Genomic DNA, 18,635 nt, shown 5'->3' on the forward strand with positions numbered 1-18,635 from the left:
ACGTCTTGAGAGCAGGTCATAAAGAGTCGATATCAAGTATGCTAAATAATATGAGCATAATTAGAAACAAGGTCTGAGCAACCATGAACACAACCGCCCTAGTTACATCTCCCTTAGTGGCGTAGGACTTTACCAATGGAACGTCTATCAGCGGGTCGTCCTCCCGATTCGCTCTACCGACGGGAATCGCTATAACCCATGCATACCAGTAAATTCTTGCACCGGGGCCATCCCACGGACAGGGGCGCGGAAGACCGTCTCGTTTGATTCGCTTTTCAAGCGGTGCCATCGTCATACGACCAAAAACCAGCAGGGAACCGAAAGCGGCTATAACCACAGGAAGGGACAACCAAAAGAACCATGTTTCAAGATCGAAATTCATGGATCACCTTATCTATCAAAAATTATGGATGCGAACCACCGACCAAAACCAGTCCCTTGGCTACCCGCATAGTACCCTGCTGCGACTCCAGCCCCTATCATGACCACCCATCCGAGAGGCGTTGCTCCAAGTCCCACCATGGTTAACGCACCAATAGTTGCCTTGCCCACATAAAGCCCTGCGGCGCCACCCGCCCCGAAAGCCGTCGCTTCCAGTGCCAACTCCCGCTGCCAATTTTCATTCCTCTGATAACTCTCATGCACCCCATGAAGACGCATCCCTGCATCAAGCACCAAAACACCATTGCCCGCAAAGCGTACACCTCGGGCCAGCCTATCCAGGCGCTGGACCTGAGCGACATTGTCGATAGAGAGTTTGGACCTGCGATGGTGCCTTGCCAGAGTAATCCCACGGTCAGCATTATTCAGAATGTGACCGCGGTTGGAGTTTCTGAACTCCGGGCGAGCAATACTATTCAGCTCTGCCCGATACTGCCGAGCCATAGTAGCGTATTTACGGCGTGCCATGGCTTCCAATTCCACTTTGCCTGCCATACCCGCTCGACCAGCGTATTTATGGTCATTGAGTTTAATCAGGGCCGCCTGATAATCGATCAGCAGGCGCTGAAACCGGGTCAATCGCTGTCCACTGGCGGTCGCACCGGCACCCACCAAAGTGGACGTAGCCTCCAAGTCCAGATTGGCAAGGTGTCGATCATAGAATTCGGCAATGATATGGGTGTCATCACCGAATTCATCGATCGCACAAGATAGCTGTTCTCTGTGTGAGCTGGGGATCTGGTGAAGCTGATTCAGAATGAATGAGTCCTGCACCCCACCAGAGCCCTCACAATACGGACTATGAGCATACAGCCCACTACGGCATTCGGCATTTTGCTGAAGAAATCGATCAATGGCTTCTTGATCGCCGGCGGCGAACAGATCTTTGGCAGGGATATGCTGATGCGGGAAAAAGAATTCTGACATGGCAACGATTCCTTGTAGGTTTACCGGGTCTCCTCGTCTACACTGACGAAAATTCAGGTTCGAAATTTACTTAATTCAAACGAAAAAGTAAACATAGTGGCTGTGACTGCGGCTGGCATGTGAGCCCTGTCACAAAAACTCACACATCAAATACCTTATGAGGATCGCCACTTTGAACTGAAGATCGTTCGAATCAATCTCTTAAGGCTCCGATCAGCAGTGATCATATTTGAATTTCATATAAGTAATACCCGGACTCAGCACCAACCGCCAGGCCAGTTCCACGTCATCGTCGAATAGAGGATCATAGCGTTTGACCGTGTCCATCAGGCACTCCAGCCAGAGATCATACAGAAACGGGGGGACATCCAGGCTTTTGCGGCTGTGATTGGCGGCGATACGCTCAAGCACGTTATCGACCGATCCACTCGCATAAAAGGTCAGCAAGCTGTAGAAGGACTTTTTCAACATGGTGCGCTGCTGAACCATATCCGTATGGCGGAATTTGTGACGCACCAGAGGAGAGGCGGCAAGGAAACGATGATAAAAGCTCTCAAAAAACGGCTGCCCGTCCCGTACTCCAACGGCTACGCGTTCATAGCTTTCGTCAAACAACCGTTCGTAGCTCATCGTAGACTCCGAAGGTATGCCACAGCCGGGCTGACGCCTGAAGCTGCATTTTCCTATGCAAGGGCTGATTCCTGTTGTTTAAACCTCAAGTGTCGTCCATATTTACCTAATGACCAACGTTAAACGACGTTTATTTGAGCTGTATCAACACTGCGCGAGGAAAGTGCCATGAACTTTTTTGAAGACCACCTCAACGAACTCAACCTGCTGGCCCTGTTCGACTCAGCATCCTCTCAGGAGGGCCTCAAAGTACACCAGCACTCCGCCGACCCCGCGATGGTGGCCGCAGCGGAGCAACTCCACCAAAAGGGCCTGATTACCCAGAAGGACGGTGGGTACCTCACGCCGCTAGGCAGTGACGTCGTGGAGCATGTACAGAAAATCCAGGCCGTGCTTCGTAGTAGCTGAACACCGACGCCGGGCAATTTTTCAACCCCTGTCTATAATCAGAGGTGCCGTTCGACCAGTTACCGGGGCTGACTGACCGGGCCCTACTCGTATCTGGACACCATGAGGGCACACTGATGACCGACACCATCCTTTTGGGTACCCGTAAAGGTACCGTCATGATCGACCGACAGGGGGCGGGCTGGCGACCCCGTCCTATCCTTCACTCCGGCGTTCCGGTCTGCTATGCCGCCCGGGACCCTCGCGATGGCACCCTCTGGGCCTCCCTGGATCACGGCCACTGGGGGCCCAAGCTATCTCGCTCGCGGGATGGCGGTAAGACCTGGGAGGATATCTCGTCGCTGAAGTACCCGGGGGGTGCGCGTCATATCGCCCAGGTGCTGCCCACCCCGGATTTCGATCCCGAGGCGCCCGCCGGGACGCCGGAATACGCCGATGCGACGGTGTACAAGATCTGGCATCTGGCCTTTGGCGGGCCAGACCAGCCAGGTCGACTTTACGCCGGCACCATTCCCGGGGGGCTGTTTGTCAGTGATGACGGCGGGGATACCTGGGAGCTCAACCGGCCGCTGTGGAACCATGAGAGTCGCGGCGGCGATCTGTTTGCCGGGGATGCCACCAGTGAAAACCAATGGGGTGGAACCCCCGCGAGTATTGATTACGGGGTGTTTGAGCCGGGCATTCATTCCATCATTGTCGATCCGCGCGACCCGAATCACTTGCATGTGGCGGTTTCCTCCGCCGGAGTACTTGAATCGACGGATGGCGGCAAAACCTGGGCCGGGCGCAACCGTGGCATGCTGATGGACTATCTGCCGAACCCAGAAGCCGACTGGGGGCACGACCCGCACTTTGTAACCCATTGCCCCGGGCAGCCGAACCACCTCTGGCAGCAAAACCACTGTGGCGTGTTCTACAGTGACGACGGCGCTCAAAGCTGGAAGAAGGTCAGCGACCCGGACACGGGCGTCAACTTTGGCTTCCCGGTGGCCGTGGATGAACAGGATGGCCGCACCGCCTGGGTGGTGCCGGGCCGAAGCGACGCCCAGCGTATGACCATCGACGGCGGGCTGTTTGTCGCCCGTACCGAGGATGGCGGCCAGTCCTGGCAGGCACTGCGCAACGGCCTGCCCCAGGAGAATGCCCACGACATCGTGCTGCGCCACGCCCTGGACGTCTCAGGTGATTGCCTGTGCTTTGGCAGCACTACCGGCAATGCCTACCTTTCGGAAGACCGGGGCGAAACCTGGCAGTGCCTGGGCAACAACTTTCCGCCCATTTACTCCGTGCGGTTTGGTTGACCTCTATGCCTACGGTAAAGATGACCTCACACCTGTACCGGTTCTTTCCTCAATTACAGGACCGAACGCTGACCGCACCACCCGGCTCGGTCGCCGAAGTGCTGCATGCCATTAATGAGCAGGCGCCCGGTTTCACCGACTATGTTCTCGACGAACGGGGTGCGGTGCGGCGACACGTGAAGCTGTGCATTAACGATACCATTGTGATTGATCGAAAAACCCTCGCGGATCAGGTTGAAGACGGTGATACTCTGTTTATCTTTCAAGCGCTGAGTGGCGGTTAAAGATACGGCTCAATAAAACCATTGCCACCAATAGGCTTTTCTCAAAGAAACGAAACATCAAACCATGAAAGCATCAAGAGAGTTTTGGGACAAGAGCGCACCCCGCTACGCCAAGAGCCCGGTTCGGGACGAAGCGGTGTACCAGGAAAAGTTGGCCATTACTCAGAAATACTTCCGCCCGGACTCGTCGGTACTGGAGTTCGGGTGCGGCACCGGAAGTACGGCATTAGTGCACGCGCCCCATGTCAGACAGATTATCGCCACCGACATATCGCAGAAGATGCTCGATATCGCGGAGCAGAAGGCGCGGGATGCTGGGGTTGAAAACATCCAGTTCCAGCAGGGCACATTGAATGATCTCAGCTTCGAAAAAGAACGCTTTGATGTCATTCTGGGGCTCAATATTCTGCATCTGCTTGAGGATGTGGACGCCACTCTCGCAACCGTCCACAAGCTGTTGAAACCGGGCGGCGTTTTCGTTTCCAGTACCGCGCTGGTGGGCGACCTGTTTTTCTTGTGGCGATTGCTGATCCCCGTTATGCAATGGGTGGGCATGGCACCTTACGTCAATGCCCTGAGCAAGGAAGCGTTACTTTCCAAACTGACCAGATCGGGGTTCAGTATCGAGCGCGAGTGGCAGCCCAACAAGGCCTCGATCTTTATCGTCGCTCGTAAGTAGCGAGACAATGGCAGATTATTGCTGGTAGAGAACTCTGCCTTGGTAAATCGCACCCACCCGATTTGCGATGAGCTTCATAGTAAGCCGTGTCATGGGCCGTTAATATCGTTCAGCGTTGCGAGACCTGAACCGATGAGGACCAGGCACGGATGGGGATGAAAGCCGTTCTGTTCAATGTTCATGATATTGCGTTGATTGTGACAGTCATCGCCTGTGCGCTGCTGGGCTCCCGACACATTGGCGGCTGGCGTCGACCGAAGCGCTCCGGTTATCTTTTTGGGTTGTTTCTCGCGATCAATGCGCTGGTCGCCGTGAATACACTGATTGTCTGGGCAGAGCCCATTCGCCACCCGGTGTTTGCGCTGCTCCCCTACTTGTATCTCGTCTTGGGCGCCGTGGGCTTTCTGCTGGGGCCCCTGCTCTATTGGCAGTTGAGATCACATATGAGCCCGGGGTTCCGCTTGACCCGCTGGCAGTGGTGGCATCTGACCCCTGCGGTGCTGGCGCTGATATACCTTTACCTTGAGTGCTTCCGTTTTCCCCACGCGGTACAAAGGGACCTGCTACTGAACCTGCAGCTGTATCAGCAGCCGAACGCCTATTACGACGACTTTATTACCCTGAAGAAATTATTGCCGCTTGCCTATGGCCTGTGGTGTCTGGCCATCGTTGTTCGCTCCAGGCACGAAGTTTCAGCGACGATCGTCGACAAAGACGTCTTTCGTGAACAGAGTTGTATCGTAAGCGGCTTCACCATGGTGTGGTTGTGGAGCGCCGTTACCCACTTTGTGGGCAGCGCGCATTCCGGTCCGGTCAGCGATGCCATGGGCGTAGTCGGCAATTACGCCACCCTGGCGTTGGTCGCCTTTTTGCTCTACCGGGAATTGCTCACACCGCTCCCTACCCTCACAGCACAACAGAGCACGCCCCCGGCCAGTGCCGCCCCCATCGACGATGCCGACGTGGCGCGTATTACAGCGGCCATGACCCGAGATAGAGCCTACCTGAACCCTCAGCTTACCCTGGAGCGTTTTGCGGCGAAGGTTGACTGTTCGCCGCGAGACGTCTCAACCATCATAAACCGCCGCTTCAAGCAGAACTTTCACGATTTTGTCAGTCGCTATCGCCTCGAGGAAGTAAAACGTCAGCTACGCGACCCGGCAACCAGGAATCAGACCATTACCGATATCGCCCGAGCGGCGGGATTCAACAGCAAGGCCACCTTCCACCGGTTCTTCAAGAAAACCGAAGGCATCACGCCATGCGCCTACCGGCAGAAACACCACCCGGACTGTGACGGCCTGCCGGCCAGCTCTCGTACCGCCTGATCCCACCCTGTCTCAATTTCTGCAAAACGCCTATTGAGACTGTTCCTCACGCGCTCCCCACCGGAAAATTGCCCGGTCGGCCGCCACTCTCCCCGGGGAGCCAGGCGCCTACGATCTTCATTCTTATAACTTTAAGGAGTTCGTTATGTTTTCCTCTCTACGGCGACTCGCCCGCACGGTGCCCGTCTGCGGGCTATTACTCATGGCGCCTTTGTTGGCAGATGCCAAACCCTACAAAAGCGCTGAAGTGTTTACTCTGGACTCGGAGCTCTACGGCAAATACGTGATTCGCATGCGGGCCGGTAAAGGCAGCGGCCTGATCTCGGCGTTTTTCCTTTGGAAAGAAGGCTCGGAGCTCGAGGATGTATTCTGGGAAGAGGTAGACATTGAGGTGCTCGGCAAAGACGGCGCCAACGCCTGGCAGAGCAACATCATTACCGGTCTGGGCACCAAGATCACCTCTGAGGAGGTACACCCAGCGTCTGGCCTGGGGGATAGCTACCATACGTTCACGCTTGAGTGGACCCCGGATCGGGTTCGCTGGCTGATTGATGGGCAGCTGGTACGCGAAGTGAATGGCAATCAGGCCAGTGCCCTGACCAGCCCCGCCCAGGCGCGCATGAACTTCTGGCCGGCGAATATCGCCGAGTGGGTTGGTCCCTTCGATGACAGCATTCTACCGGTGCACATGTACATAAACTGGATGGAATACCATCGCTGGGATGGACAGAATTTCCAGCTTAGCTGGCGTGATGATTTTGATTCGCTGGATCCCTCCCGCTGGGGCACAGCCGACTGGACGTTTGCGGAAAACAGCGCCGATTTCACCCCGAGCAACGTCACCACTCGCGATGGCTATCTGGTGCTGAGCATGACGCATGAAGGGCAGGAAGGCTATAACGGTACGCCGCCACAAGACACCGACGGAGGTACGCCCGAGCCAGATCCCGAGCCGGAACCCGATCCCGAGCCCGAACCGGAACCAGAGCCCACACCCGGTACTATTGGCTGCAGCGTAACGGGGCTCAATCAGTGGGGATCGGGTTATCAGATGGATGTAACGGTAACCAATGACACCAATAGCGCCATCAACGGCTGGGTCGCCACACTCGGTTTTGATCAGGACCCACAGGTGACCAATAGCTGGAGCGCCAATGTACAGGCCAGCGCTTCCGACATTGTGGCCAGCAGCCTGAGCTGGAACGCCAACCTGGCTCCAGGGAGCACCGCCACCTTTGGGGTTCTCGGCAATGCCAATGGATCAATCAGCACGCCGGACTGTACCGCCACGGCCAACTGATACGCCAGAGGCGGTAGACACTGAAATAGGGCTTATCGCTAAGCCCTATTTCATCGCAGTGACTTTGAGCTTTCCCTCAGTCTTTTGCCGATTTCAGAAAGCCATTCACTTCCAGCCAGTACATGAACGAACCAAACCACTTGTTGCTGGTCCGGTCCGGATTGCCCAGCCCAAAGCCGTGACCGCCATTCTGGTACAGGTGGAACTCGACCGGAATGCCCGCTTCGTACCAGGATTCGATCAGGCCGAATTTTCCGTTGAAGAGGAAGTCGTCGGAAGCGATGGCCGCAAACATCGGCGGCGCACTCTCTGGCACATCGACAGCATTCATACCGCCGTAAATCGGACCAATAAACGCCAGCTCGACTTTTTCGGATTCGAGTGCGGTGGCCATAGTCAGGCCTGCGCCGGCAGAGAAACCAATCATGCCGATTCGTTCAGGATCAACGCCCCAGTCATCAGCGCGCTCGAGTATCATCGAATAAGCCGCCTCAACATCTGCAATCTGGTTTGACAGGTCCCAGCGCGGGCGCTCGGGTGCTTCGTTCTGTTCACCACCCTCGGAGGATTCGTCGGCTTCTTCGAACCGGCGGTTCATCTGGTTTTCAAAGTCCTCCAGGGAGGGAGCCGTGGGTTGCAGCCGGTATTTGAGGACAAAGGCGTTGATGCCTTGTTCGGCCAACGCTTCGGCCACTTCCCAGCCCTCGTTGCCCATGGACAACCACATGAAGCCACCGCCCGGCGCCACAATCACCGAGGTGCCATTGGCTTTTTCCGGATCGGCCAGTACCGGCGTCAGAGTCGCCTTGGAAATATTGCGGGCCATGGGGTCGCCCCACTGGCGAAACCAGCTTTCCGGCGCGGTCTGCCCTTCCACGCCTCCGGTCTCCAGCGGAATGGCGCCGGGCTCATCGGGGGCGTCGATCGGATACATTTTGCCGTCCTGCGCGAAGACGGCGGTGCTGAAGGCGATCAGTGCGACCGCGAGGCATTGACTCAAAAATGGGATTGGGTGTTTGCTCATGACTTTCCTGCCTGTGCGTTGTTATTGGGCTTTCATTGGGAACATTCACTGATTGAACGCTCGCTCCAAAACCAGGGTCCAGTACCGAAGCGTCTATCAGTCATATGGACAATAAGACAAGACGCCACACACGTAAAGCCCCGGCGTAAATGTATACTAGTCGTTTTCATCAGCCCGACACTCCGTTAGTGAGCCTGTAGCAGGCTGGGCTTGAGCAGACGGTCCGTCTCCTTTTTGACCACGGAGTAGCACTCACAACTGAGTCTCTCGAGTTTGGGACGGTCGATGACTTCGATATGGCCACGACGATACTCGATCACTCCGAGCTTCTGTAATCGGCCCGCAGCTTCGGTCACACCCTCCCGGCGTACGCCGAGCATATTGGCGATCAGCTCCTGGGTCATGACCAGATGATTGGTGGGCAAACGATCCAGCGACAGCAGAAGCCAACGACACAACTGCTGGTCGATGGAGTGGTGGCGATTACAGACCGCCGTCTGTGCCATCTGGGTAATCAGCGCCTGGGTGTAGCGAAGTACCAATGACATCAACTGACCGTGGCGGTTGAACTCGTCTATCAGTCTCTGCCCCAACAGCCGGTAGCCGCTACCGCCACTTTGAACCAGGGCTCGGCTGGAGGTGCTTTCGCCTCCCATAAACAGCGCGATCCCAACCAGTCCCTCATTCCCCACCACAGAAATTTCGGCCGAAGCGCCGCTCTCCATGACGTAAAGTAGGGACACAATGGAGTCGGTGGGAAAATACACATGGCGCATTTTATCGCCAGGCTCATAGAGCACCTTGCCCAGGGGCAGGTCAATTTCTTCGAGGTGGGAGAATATTCGTTGCTGAACGTCAGGCGCCAAGGCGGCAAGAAGCTGGTTTTGCGTCGGCTGAAGCGGTATGGGCATCGGTGACATCTCCTTGCTGTCCTGGCGGGTGAGCTTCAGTTTAGCCTATCTTTGGAGGTTATGCGCGATACCATGGCATAAGGCCAAGTTATCCCAGCCACCGGGGGCAATGGGCTATCAGTTTCCCGGACGCGCCATACATACGTCCATGTCGTCCTTCAGTGTATAGTTGTGTTCCCTATCTTCCCTGTAGGCTCGTTCTCAGTCGTCCTGCCCGAGAACGGTCCGGGAAACTGATAGCCCATCGCTTTCAGACCCATTAAAAAGAAGAATAACGCATTGCTCTGACAGTCTCTGTACGCTATCGAACATTGGCATTAATAGAAGTAAAAAATACGCTTTACAGATAATCGACTTAGGAGAATATGGCTGAATAGTTGTTCAAGCTTTCGTTGTAACAACCACAGGATGACTCCTCCAACCTTTTTCGGTCTAGAATAGTAATCCTGCCACGGCTATAGCGAATAATCTCCTCCCGCTGTAATTTGATGGCGGCGATGGTGACGGCTCCTCGTTGCACCCCCAGCATATCGGCAAGCCTTTGGTGAGTGAGGGATAACTGGTCACTCGGAGATCGATCGTGAGCCTGTAACAGACTTTTTGCGAGGCGGTTCCCCACATCATGAAAATTGATGCAACTGGCAGTTTGAGGCAGTTCCGACAACACCACATAAAGGTAACGCTGCAAAGCACGGAAAAGAGCCGGCTGGTTTTTCAGTGCCGCCCGCATTCTTGCCCCCGTCATACGCAACGCAACACAGGGCGTTTGAACAACACCTGACTGAAAGGCACGATTGATATTCAAAACCAACACCGCTCCCAGCATACCCTCGCTACCAACACTCTCCGTCTCCAGAGGGTCACGCCCGTGGTGAGAGCGCATCAGGGAAACACTTCCGCTGATGGGAAAGTACACATACTGGAAGGGTTCACCCGCTTTGCACAGCACCGTGCCGAGCGCAATGTCTACCCGATCGCACAGGGCCAGCACACCTTTCCTTTGCCGAACCGGCAGACTGTCAATCAAGGAGTTTCCGTTTTTCAACGGCTCGCCCGGGCTACGCTCGCCAGACAACGATGGCATCGCCTTCTCCTCTTCATAATTCGAACTGGGCGGTCACTTCTGGTTCAGATCCTTCCGGTCAACAACAAAATCAATAACACCACCACAATGACGCCTACCACCCCACTTGGCATATAGCCCCAACTCCTGCTGTGTGGCCACGCAGGAAGTGCGCCGAGTAACACCAGAATCAAGATGATCAGTAAAATCGTTGAAACGCTCATTTCCATTACTCCTTGGAGTCTCTGAAATTCGAACAATAGCGAACAAATAGCCAAACTTCGGTGCGCTATCGTACAGATACCAACCACACATCCTTATACAGTTGACCTGAAGCAGTCCCACCTCAGGAGCACCACTATGAAACAGGTAAGCACCCAACGTTCCAGACAGCGTCTACCCGGCGCCTTGAGTCTGGCGATGGCGGTCGTTTTGCTAAGCGCCTGTACTTCGGCGCCAATGGCGCCGACTTCAGCGTTGAACGAAGCGCGTGAAGCTATTGCCACGGCCGAGCAAGCCGGAGCCCGGCAGTTTGCCGGCGCCGAGCTGGACGAAGCACAACAGAAGTTGATGTTCGCGGAACGATCCGTGAGCAGTGAGCAGATGATTGAGGCTGAGCGTCTCGCCCGGGAAGCGATGATTGTTGCTGAGCTGGCATCCGCCCGGACTGAGGCCGCCAAAGCGGTCGCCATCAATGAGGAAATGCGCCGCAGCGCCGATGCCCTTGACGAAGAAATGCGGCGGACAGGAGAACAGCGATGAACAAGACAACCATTCAACCACTTAAATTCAAGTCAGCTTTGGCAGCGCTGGTGTTTCTGACGGTACTCGCCATCGCGGCGCTCGTGTTGGCGTCATGTGCCACTGCGCCCGACAGCCCCCTGGGGGCAGCGCAAGCACGCAGCAAGCTGACCACATTACAGAATGATCCCAATCTTGCCTCCCGGGCCCGGATCGAGCTACGAGAAGCGGAAGCGGCGGTGCGTCTGGCCGAGCAACCGTTGCCCGCCTCGGATGCGGCATTAGGTGAGCACCGGGTCTACATGGCCACACAAAAAGTCGCCATCGCCCAAGCCAAAGCGACCACCCGCTACGCTGAGGATCAACGGGCCCAACTGGGCGAGGAACGCAGTGAAGCCCGCCTGGAATCCCGAACCCGGGAAGTGAGCAGAGCCCGTGATGATGCCGAACAAGCCCGCTATTCCGAGGCTCAGGGTGCGGCCGAGGCGACCCGGCAGGCCGAGAAGTATCAGCGCCAGATTGACGCCTTGCAGGCCGAGGTGACCGATCGCGGCCTGGTTCTGACGCTGGGCGACGTCCTGTTTGCCACCGGTAGCGCCGATCTTCAACCGGGCGCCAATAGCAATCTCGACAAACTGGTGAACTTTCTGAACGAGTATCCCGAGCGGCGAGTCCAGGTCGAAGGACATACCGATAGCGTAGGTAGCGCCGAGTACAATCAGGCGCTCTCGCAGCGGCGCGCGGACTCTGTCAGCCGCTATCTGGTTCAGCACGGAATCACTTCCCAACGGATTTCGGCTACAGGCATCGGCATGAACCAACCGGTGGCGAGTAACGACAATGCCATGGGACGACAGCAAAACCGGCGAGTCGAGATCATCATCGAAAACCCACAACCCGCATCAACCAGCCAACTACGCTAAACGCGTGATGATCAAAAGGGGGAGCCACCGGCTCCCCCTTTTCTTTTGGCGGGAACTGCCCCACCATTACACATCTAGACAAAATTAAAATAAAGGTTCACAATGAGACCAGTAGCGCTCAGCAACCCCGTCTCTCGGGAGGTGATCCCATGGCAACCGCAACGCCCCGTCGACAGCCAGATACCGCTACCCTGGGCCCCGCCGGGCTCAAGGCGGCCTTCAATATTCTGGAAAAGTGGGACTGCAGCCTGAATGAGCAGTTAGCGATTCTCAGCCTGCCCAAAGCGACCTATTACAAGTACCGCAGTCAGCCCGACAAAGCCCAGTTGGACCGGGACCATCTGGACCGGATCAGCTACCTGCTGAACATTCATGCCAGTCTGAACACGGTATTCGACAACCCGGAAAACCGTTACGGCTTTATGCGCATGAAGAACCACAACCCCTACTTCAGCGGCAAAACTCCCATGGAGGTCATCAGTACCGGCTCCCTGGCGGCGTTATATGAGACCTTCAAACGCGTGGATGCCCTGCGGGGGGCACAGTGGTAGCACCGCTCGACGTACCCGAACAGCAGGTCGATCAATTGGCCTGCCACCGGCTGATTCCCTCCCGGTTTCCGCCGATTACGCTGTTCGAGGATGTGGCCGATCCGGAGGATTTCGAGGCACTGTACCAGTTGCAGGCGCGGACCAATCCCCGATTACTGGCTGAAGCCGGCGACCTGGGGCTGATTCCCCGGGGTGAGATTCCCTTCGGGATTCGGGGCTGTTCCTACGCCGTAGCACCGTTTACTCATGTAAACCCGGACGGCAGCCGCTTCAGCAATGGCGCCTTCGGCGTACTGTACCTGGCAGAATCCGTCACCACGGCGATTGCCGAGGTTCGCTACCATCAGCAGCGATACCTGAGTCGGGTGGAAGGTCTGCGCTATGACCGTCTGGTGTTTCGCTCGCTGGTGTGCGGATTTTCGGAAACCCTGCTGGATCTGACCAGGCTGGCGCCGGACCACCAGATCTATCATCCCGAGGATTACTCCGCCAGCCAGTCGCTGGGCGGTGCCGCGCGGCAACAGGGAACAAAAGGCCTGACTTACCTCTCGGTGCGCAATCCTGGGGCCACCTGCTGGGCTTTGTTCACCCCACGTGGAGTCAAAAGTATGGTGCAGTCAGCACATTATGAAATGATCTGGGATGGCGAGGGAATTTCCAGCGTAAACCGAATTTCGAAACGCTAACGAGGGAGTACGGATCTGGCGAGGACTGCCATTCCATCAAGCGTGAGATAACCGGGCCTCCCTGCCCGGTTCAACATCCAATACCAGCGCGACTTACAGGCGGCTGTACCGATACAGCTCGGTCACACCGTCGGTCATGGTGCTGCAGTAGAAGTGGTCTCCTTCGGCAGCAATCACACCGCATTCGAAGTTCTCCGCCGTTTCCATGGTGTTCCAGTCACTGTCACAGGCGTCACGCTGACGCTCAACGTGGGTGGACTGGGACAAGAGGCGACCGGTCATGCTCCAGGTGAATTCACTCTGGTACTCATCGCAGGCGCCATCGGCCGACTCGGATGCGAAGCCCCCGGTCTGATCCTCGCCCAGGGTTTCCTGACCGAGCGGCTCCCAGTAGCAGCTGCTGTCATCCAGGAGTGCCAGTTCATACTCTCCGGCGATATCACCCGGAGTGACAGGATCAGCCACTTCCATTTCGATGGACAGGTCACCACGCCAGCCGCGCTGACCCAACGCTTCCTGATACCCCATGGAAATGGGCGTCTGGGTAAGGTTCAGCAGGCCGACAAAGGTCTCAGCACAACCGGGGTTGCCCATGGTCTGCATCACCGGCTCAACGGTGTTGAACATTTTCATGGGCTCGCGCAGATTCAGCGCCAGTGCCGACAGCCCGTTGGTTTCCAGCGTTTCGCCGGCCAGGTTGTTAGCGGCTGCTTCGGCAGCACTGCCGCGATAGACCACCAGATGCTTGCCTTTGATCGCCGCAAAGTTACCGCCCAGGCCCATCGGGTCGGGAATTTCCACCGCGGTGCCGTCTGAGGGAATGCTCAAGCCCATCATACCCGGCACAAACGAGCTGGCCATGGAAGCCAATGCGGCGGGGTTTTCAGAGCTGATGGACACCAGCACGGAACCATCCAGGCCCACCGGCGTGGCGTTACTGGACTCGAGATTGAACAGCGCAATACCGGCACCACGCACCGAGTCGACCATGGCGGTACCCATGGCGAGCATGGCCGGGTTATAGCTCTGGGCTTGTTGCTGCATCGCCTGCAGTTGCTCGCACTGGAACTCGGCCTGGGTGAACTGGGTCCAGAATTCGCTCAACACCGGCACGAGTTGACTGACATTCAGCCCCAGGGCGTAAGCCGCCAGCTTGTCATCCACGGTGCGGGCATAGCCCGGCACATGGCCCTGCAGCTTATGCAAAGACGTGACCACGCTTTCGTTGTTGATGTGCCAGAGGAAACTCAGATCCTGCCCCAGCTCGTTGCCGTTGACGGAGTAGCCGTCCGAGCCCATGGTGATGCGCGGCATATGGCTCGCCAGCGCGACATAGTCGTTACGACAGGCATCGCTCATGTCCTGGGCGAAATCCTGTTCAAACTCCGGGAACCAGGTGCGCAGCTCACGGCCAGTGCCATTCTGCTCGGGCGAGAACAGGGCGGTCACAATTTGCTGGAAGTCCACATAGCCCATGAACTGATCCGCATCGGCATAGTCCTTACGCAGTTGTTTGAGGCGCTCGGTACCGGCCAGCGGCTCCGCCTGGGGCTGGCGGGCAAAGCGCAGCATCCGCGCCTCCGGCGTATCCTTGCTGTTCAGCAGAGACAGCGTCAGGCTGCGCTCATCCAGCGCCAGACCCAGCTTGATCTCCGGCTTTTCTTCATTCAGAGACCAGGCGTACAGGGTGGCACTTCCGAGGGTGCTCTGCTCCGCGGTTACGCCGGTTTCCTGCTCGGCTTCAGCCAGTACGGCCATCAGAGGCTCGGCGCTGGTCAGCGAGAAGCGGACTACCGGTGCAGCACCGCTGAAGTAGAAACCATAAGGGCCGGTGGGATTGGCACCGTAGCGATCCACCAGACCTTGCTGCCCCTGAGTGGCCGCCGTCTGAATGTAGTCATCGATCAACCAGCGTACCAGTTGTGCACCGGAACCCTCTTCGCTGGCATCCAGCAGGTCAATCAGCGGCTGGATATCATTGGGGTTCATGTTCTGAAGGGTTTTGTTGGACAGCTCGGTATAGTCTGCCTTGGTTTGCCCTACCACCACCACGGGGCTGTCCGCCGGGATAAAGGTGAGCAGTTCATCCAGCCCGTTGCCCGAGGTTCGGGAGCCTGTGAAAACGCCGGTGGCAAACGCCACGGCCACTCCCACCAACACCACTACGACGAGCGAAATTTTGGTTATTTTCTGCATAAGAGAAGATTCCTTGTTTTTCCGTATTTAACATCCTGATAAGGCGTAGGATCTGCGCGTAAGAACGCCGCCATATTCTGCCAGAAGCTCAGCCGCCGGGCCATGACCAAGTTCACGTCGCCTGAATAAACCTTTTAGCGGCGCATACGCAAACAGGCCACCCAGTGGTGGCCTGTTTACAATCCGGGGGTGAAACGGACTTAACGCGCGGGAGGTGTCACCCGGAAGTAATCGGCGTCGGCATAGGCGCCCTCGCCGCCTTCCACGAACAGACCGATTTTACCGCCCACCCAGCGGCCCCGCCGGGTTTGGAAGCGCTCACCCAGGGGCTGGTAGTCGTCGCCCTCCAGACTGTATTCGAAATCGACCGTCTGATCATCGTGAAAGTGCAACCGCAGGTAAATGCGCCCCTCGCCGGCATAGGCGATGTCGCCCTGAGTCTGTTCGTCACACCCGGTGCGGGCATCGACACAGGTTTTCTGCACCAGCCGGGCCTGCCCATCGCGCTGTTCCAGCCCGATCCATCCGTAATCCTCACCAAACATGACCAGGCCGGCCCGGTCACCGTTATGCCGGGTATTCACTTCGAGCACCGTGGTCATGGTGAATGCGGGCGCGGGCACTTTCTGCATGACCAGCGCCGGGTTCAGCCAGAGGTTGTCCTCGCCATTGGGGGAGTCAAAGTCATGGGCAAAGAGGCGCAGGTGCCCCGCCCGCTCAGTCAGGGAAAACCATTCATCGTAGTAATTGGCGTTCCACTGCCACTGCACACCCAATTGGTCACCGGAAAATTCGTCGGTGGTGACCGGTACCTTGACCAGGAACCCTTCCACGGGTTTGCGGTGCCGCAGTACCGGCTCCCCGAGGCCGTCGGCGTTCACGTTCTGGCCCATTTCAGGCCAGTCATCGCGCCAGCGCACCGGCTGCAGGTGCACAATCCGCCCGTAGGTTTCTTTGGACTGGAAATGAATAAACCAGTCATCGCCTTCCGGGGTCTGCACCCAGGCGCCCTGGTGTGGGCCATTGACCTCGGTGTCGCCCTGGGCCAGAACGATCCGGTCCTCGTAGGGGCCGTCAACGTTCCGGGCACGGAATACGGACTGCCAACCCGGCTCGACACCACCGGCCGGGGCGAAGATGTAGTAATAGCCATTGCGCTTGTAGAACTTGGGCCCCTCCAGCGTGCGATAGCCGGGCAACTGAAAGCCGTCAATCACGGTTTCGCCTTCGTCGTAGACTTTCGAAGCATCCGGTGCCATGCGCCGAAGGGTCAGAATGTTATTGAGCCCGGCGCGACTCTTTGCCCAGCCGTGCAACAGATAGGCTTGTCCGTCGTCGTCCCACAGCGGCGTCGGGTCGATCAGCCCGGCATCTTTGCCCGGCACCACCAGGTGCGGCTCGCTCCAGGGGCCGGCAAAGTCCTCGGCGTGAACCTGATAGATGCCAAAATCCGGGTCGCCCCAGAAAATCCAGAACTTGCCATCGTGGTAGCGCAGACAGGGCGCCCAGATGCCATTGCCATGTTGCGGCACATCGAACACCTTGCGCGGAATTTGCCGGTCAACCGCGTGTCCCACCAGCTCCCAATTGACCATATCTTTGGAGGTCAACAGCGGAAGGCCGGGGGCACTATTGAAGCTCGAAGAGGTCATGTAGTAAGTACCGTCGACCTGAACCACATCCGGGTCCGAGTAATCGGCGTAAATGACCGGGTTCTTATAGGTACCATCCCCGAGGTCGGATACCCAGGGTGCGGTCACCGTAGATGAGTCTGACGACGGAGTGGACTGACAGCCAAACAAAAACAGGCTCGCCGCGCCGAGCGCGGCCAGAAGTGTGCGTTGTCTCATGGTTGATTTCTCTCATTGCATTATGCTTTATTGACCAGCGGAATCATGGCACGGCGCAATTGCACTGGTCAATTTCAGGCGCAGAGCCACTTCCACCCCGGAGCGATCCACACGGGGCCATTTTTTATCCCATTGGAGTATGTATGTATTGGGGTTCCTTATTGTTGACGGGTGCGATTGCACTCACTGCCAGCGCACCGTCCCTGGCCATGAGCCAGGAGGGTTTTGCCCAGTGTATCGAGCGCTTCTCCCAGGAGGCCAAAACCCAGGGGCTGGATTCGGCGGTCGTCCGCGATAGCCTGGCGAACCTTAAGTGGGTCGAGCGGGTGATTGAACTGGATCGCCGCCAACCGGAATTCACCACGCCTTTCTCTGACTACTTGAGTCGCCGCGTCACCGACCAGCGAGTGGCGGACGGCCGTCGCCTGCTGCGCGAGCATCGGGACCTGCTCGCCCGGGTCGAGCGGGAGTACGGCGTACCCGCGCCGTATCTGGTGGCCTTTTGGGGCCTGGAAACCAACTTTGGTCGCTACTTCGGCAAAATGTCCGTCCTCGACTCGCTGGCCACACTGGCCTGCGACGAGCGCCGTAGCACCTACTTTACCCGGGAGTTGATGTCGGCCCTGCGCATCGTTGACGAGGGGGCCATTGCACCGGAGCGTATGGAAGGCTCCTGGGCGGGCGCCATGGGGCATGTGCAGTTTATGCCGTCGGTGTTTATTCGCCACGCCGTGGACTATGACAATGACGGCAAGCGGGATCTGTGGAACAGCCTGCCGGACGCCATGGGCTCGGCGGCCAACTTCCTCAGCAGCATGGGCTGGGACGACGAATACCGCTGGGGGCGGGAAGTCCGCCTGCCGGAGAACTTCCCGTACCTGGAAGCCGGTCTGAAACAGCGCCGCCCACTGTCGGAGTGGCACGAGATGGGTATTCGCCAGACCAATGGCACCACCCTGCCCTCCGCGGATATCGAAGCCGCCCTGCTGGTACCGTCCGGCCATCGCGGCCCGGCCTTCCTGGTGTACGACAACTTCAAGGTGATCATGGGTTGGAACCAGTCCGAGTATTACGCCCTGGCCGTGGGCCATTTGGCGGACCGGATTGCCGGCGCAGGCACACTGAGCAGAACGCCCCCGGAAGACAGCCCGCGGCTGAATCGGGACCAGGTAATGGCCATTCAGGAGAAGCTCAATACCGAAGGCCATGAGGCGGGCAAGGTGGATGGCATCTGGGGGCCCGCTACCCGCCAGGCCCTGAGTCGATTCCAGAGTGAACGGGATCTGGTGCCGGACGGCTTCCCGGACCCGAACACACTGAGTGCGCTGGGTATCGACCGGTAACACGGACCCCCAAAAACCGTCGGCCCGAAACCTCCGGAAGGGTACTATT

General features: G+C 57.5%; 20 protein-coding genes. 11 read left to right on the forward strand and 9 right to left on the reverse strand.

What is annotated here, in order from left to right:
* Window positions 1–16 precede the first annotated feature (16 nt).
* The 3 genes from N645_RS0106850 to N645_RS0106860 form a co-directional block, all read right to left on the reverse strand.
* Window positions 17–382, reverse strand: a complete 366-nt coding sequence (locus N645_RS0106850) for a hypothetical protein (protein ID WP_024460763.1) — start codon at window positions 380–382, stop codon at window positions 17–19.
* Between the two features lie 8 nt (window positions 383–390).
* Window positions 391–1,368, reverse strand: coding sequence for a hypothetical protein (locus N645_RS17405; RefSeq protein WP_024460764.1), 978 nt, complete (start codon window positions 1,366–1,368; stop codon window positions 391–393).
* A 213-nt stretch (window positions 1,369–1,581) separates the two neighbouring features.
* On the reverse strand, window positions 1,582–1,998 hold the full coding sequence (locus N645_RS0106860; protein WP_024460765.1) for a globin: 417 nt from the start codon (window positions 1,996–1,998) through the stop codon (window positions 1,582–1,584).
* Window positions 1,999–2,166: 168 nt separating this feature from the next.
* On the opposite strand from N645_RS0106860, the gene N645_RS0106865 reads away from it, so the two are divergent.
* From N645_RS0106865 to N645_RS17950, 6 genes are all read left to right on the forward strand, one after another.
* Window positions 2,167–2,406, forward strand: a complete 240-nt coding sequence (locus N645_RS0106865; protein WP_024460766.1) for a TIGR02647 family protein — start codon at window positions 2,167–2,169, stop codon at window positions 2,404–2,406.
* Window positions 2,407–2,522: 116 nt separating this feature from the next.
* Window positions 2,523–3,707, forward strand: a complete 1,185-nt coding sequence (locus tag N645_RS0106870; protein WP_024460767.1) for a sialidase family protein — start codon at window positions 2,523–2,525, stop codon at window positions 3,705–3,707.
* A gap of 20 nt (window positions 3,708–3,727) precedes the next feature.
* The gene (locus tag N645_RS0106875; protein WP_202960778.1) at window positions 3,728–3,991 is read left to right on the forward strand and encodes a MoaD/ThiS family protein; all 264 of its coding nucleotides are present in this window, start codon (window positions 3,728–3,730) and stop codon (window positions 3,989–3,991) included.
* A gap of 64 nt (window positions 3,992–4,055) precedes the next feature.
* Window positions 4,056–4,670 (forward strand): class I SAM-dependent methyltransferase, encoded by a 615-nt coding sequence (locus N645_RS0106880; protein WP_024460769.1) that lies wholly within the window; start codon window positions 4,056–4,058, stop codon window positions 4,668–4,670.
* 155 nt (window positions 4,671–4,825) lie between these two features.
* Complete coding sequence (locus tag N645_RS0106885) at window positions 4,826–5,998, forward strand: AraC family transcriptional regulator (RefSeq protein ID WP_024460770.1); 1,173 nt, start codon at window positions 4,826–4,828, stop codon at window positions 5,996–5,998.
* A gap of 145 nt (window positions 5,999–6,143) precedes the next feature.
* The gene (locus tag N645_RS17950) at window positions 6,144–7,298 is read left to right on the forward strand and encodes a family 16 glycosylhydrolase (protein WP_024460771.1); all 1,155 of its coding nucleotides are present in this window, start codon (window positions 6,144–6,146) and stop codon (window positions 7,296–7,298) included.
* A 76-nt stretch (window positions 7,299–7,374) separates the two neighbouring features.
* Here N645_RS17950 and N645_RS0106895 read toward each other — a convergent pair whose 3' ends face one another.
* The 4 genes from N645_RS0106895 to N645_RS17705 all read right to left on the reverse strand — a co-directional run bounded on the left by N645_RS0106895 (window position 7,375) and on the right by N645_RS17705 (window position 10,520).
* On the reverse strand, window positions 7,375–8,322 hold the full coding sequence (locus tag N645_RS0106895; protein WP_024460772.1) for an alpha/beta hydrolase: 948 nt from the start codon (window positions 8,320–8,322) through the stop codon (window positions 7,375–7,377).
* Between the two features lie 185 nt (window positions 8,323–8,507).
* Window positions 8,508–9,233 carry a Crp/Fnr family transcriptional regulator gene (locus N645_RS0106900; RefSeq protein ID WP_036160404.1) on the reverse strand — a complete coding sequence of 242 codons (726 nt, stop codon included), beginning with the start codon at window positions 9,231–9,233 and terminating at the stop codon, window positions 8,508–8,510.
* Between the two features lie 355 nt (window positions 9,234–9,588).
* On the reverse strand, window positions 9,589–10,317 hold the full coding sequence (locus N645_RS0106905) for a Crp/Fnr family transcriptional regulator (RefSeq protein WP_024460774.1): 729 nt from the start codon (window positions 10,315–10,317) through the stop codon (window positions 9,589–9,591).
* A 44-nt stretch (window positions 10,318–10,361) separates the two neighbouring features.
* Window positions 10,362–10,520, reverse strand: coding sequence for a DUF3309 family protein (locus N645_RS17705; RefSeq protein WP_036160407.1), 159 nt, complete (start codon window positions 10,518–10,520; stop codon window positions 10,362–10,364).
* A 136-nt stretch (window positions 10,521–10,656) separates the two neighbouring features.
* Here N645_RS17705 and N645_RS0106915 point away from each other — a divergent pair, with 136 nt between their 5' ends.
* The 4 genes from N645_RS0106915 to N645_RS0106930 all read left to right on the forward strand — a co-directional run bounded on the left by N645_RS0106915 (window position 10,657) and on the right by N645_RS0106930 (window position 13,197).
* Entirely contained in the window at window positions 10,657–11,058 is a 402-nt protein-coding gene (locus tag N645_RS0106915; protein ID WP_024460775.1) for a DUF4398 domain-containing protein, read from the forward strand.
* Window positions 11,055–11,960, forward strand: coding sequence for an OmpA family protein (locus N645_RS0106920; protein WP_024460776.1), 906 nt, complete (start codon window positions 11,055–11,057; stop codon window positions 11,958–11,960). The genes N645_RS0106915 and N645_RS0106920 overlap by 4 nt, the downstream gene beginning before the upstream one ends.
* Before the next feature lie 149 nt (window positions 11,961–12,109).
* Window positions 12,110–12,511 (forward strand): antitoxin Xre-like helix-turn-helix domain-containing protein, encoded by a 402-nt coding sequence (locus tag N645_RS0106925; RefSeq protein ID WP_024460777.1) that lies wholly within the window; start codon window positions 12,110–12,112, stop codon window positions 12,509–12,511.
* The gene (locus N645_RS0106930; protein WP_024460778.1) at window positions 12,505–13,197 is read left to right on the forward strand and encodes an RES family NAD+ phosphorylase; all 693 of its coding nucleotides are present in this window, start codon (window positions 12,505–12,507) and stop codon (window positions 13,195–13,197) included. The genes N645_RS0106925 and N645_RS0106930 overlap by 7 nt, the downstream gene beginning before the upstream one ends.
* Before the next feature lie 93 nt (window positions 13,198–13,290).
* Here N645_RS0106930 and N645_RS0106935 read toward each other — a convergent pair whose 3' ends face one another.
* Both N645_RS0106935 and N645_RS0106940 read right to left on the reverse strand, forming a co-directional pair.
* Entirely contained in the window at window positions 13,291–15,393 is a 2,103-nt protein-coding gene (locus tag N645_RS0106935) for a hypothetical protein (RefSeq protein ID WP_024460779.1), read from the reverse strand.
* A 200-nt stretch (window positions 15,394–15,593) separates the two neighbouring features.
* Complete coding sequence (locus N645_RS0106940; RefSeq protein ID WP_024460780.1) at window positions 15,594–17,243, reverse strand: glycoside hydrolase 43 family protein; 1,650 nt, start codon at window positions 17,241–17,243, stop codon at window positions 15,594–15,596.
* Between the two features lie 143 nt (window positions 17,244–17,386).
* On the opposite strand from N645_RS0106940, the gene N645_RS0106945 reads away from it, so the two are divergent.
* Window positions 17,387–18,586: a lytic murein transglycosylase gene (locus N645_RS0106945; RefSeq protein WP_024460781.1), complete on the forward strand. Its 1,200-nt coding sequence runs from the start codon at window positions 17,387–17,389 to the stop codon at window positions 18,584–18,586.
* The last annotated feature ends 49 nt before the right edge of the window (window positions 18,587–18,635 follow it).

The sequence above is a fragment of the Marinimicrobium sp. LS-A18 genome (assembly GCF_000463525.1).
Taxonomy (GTDB): Bacteria; Pseudomonadota; Gammaproteobacteria; order Pseudomonadales; family Cellvibrionaceae; genus Marinimicrobium; species Marinimicrobium koreense.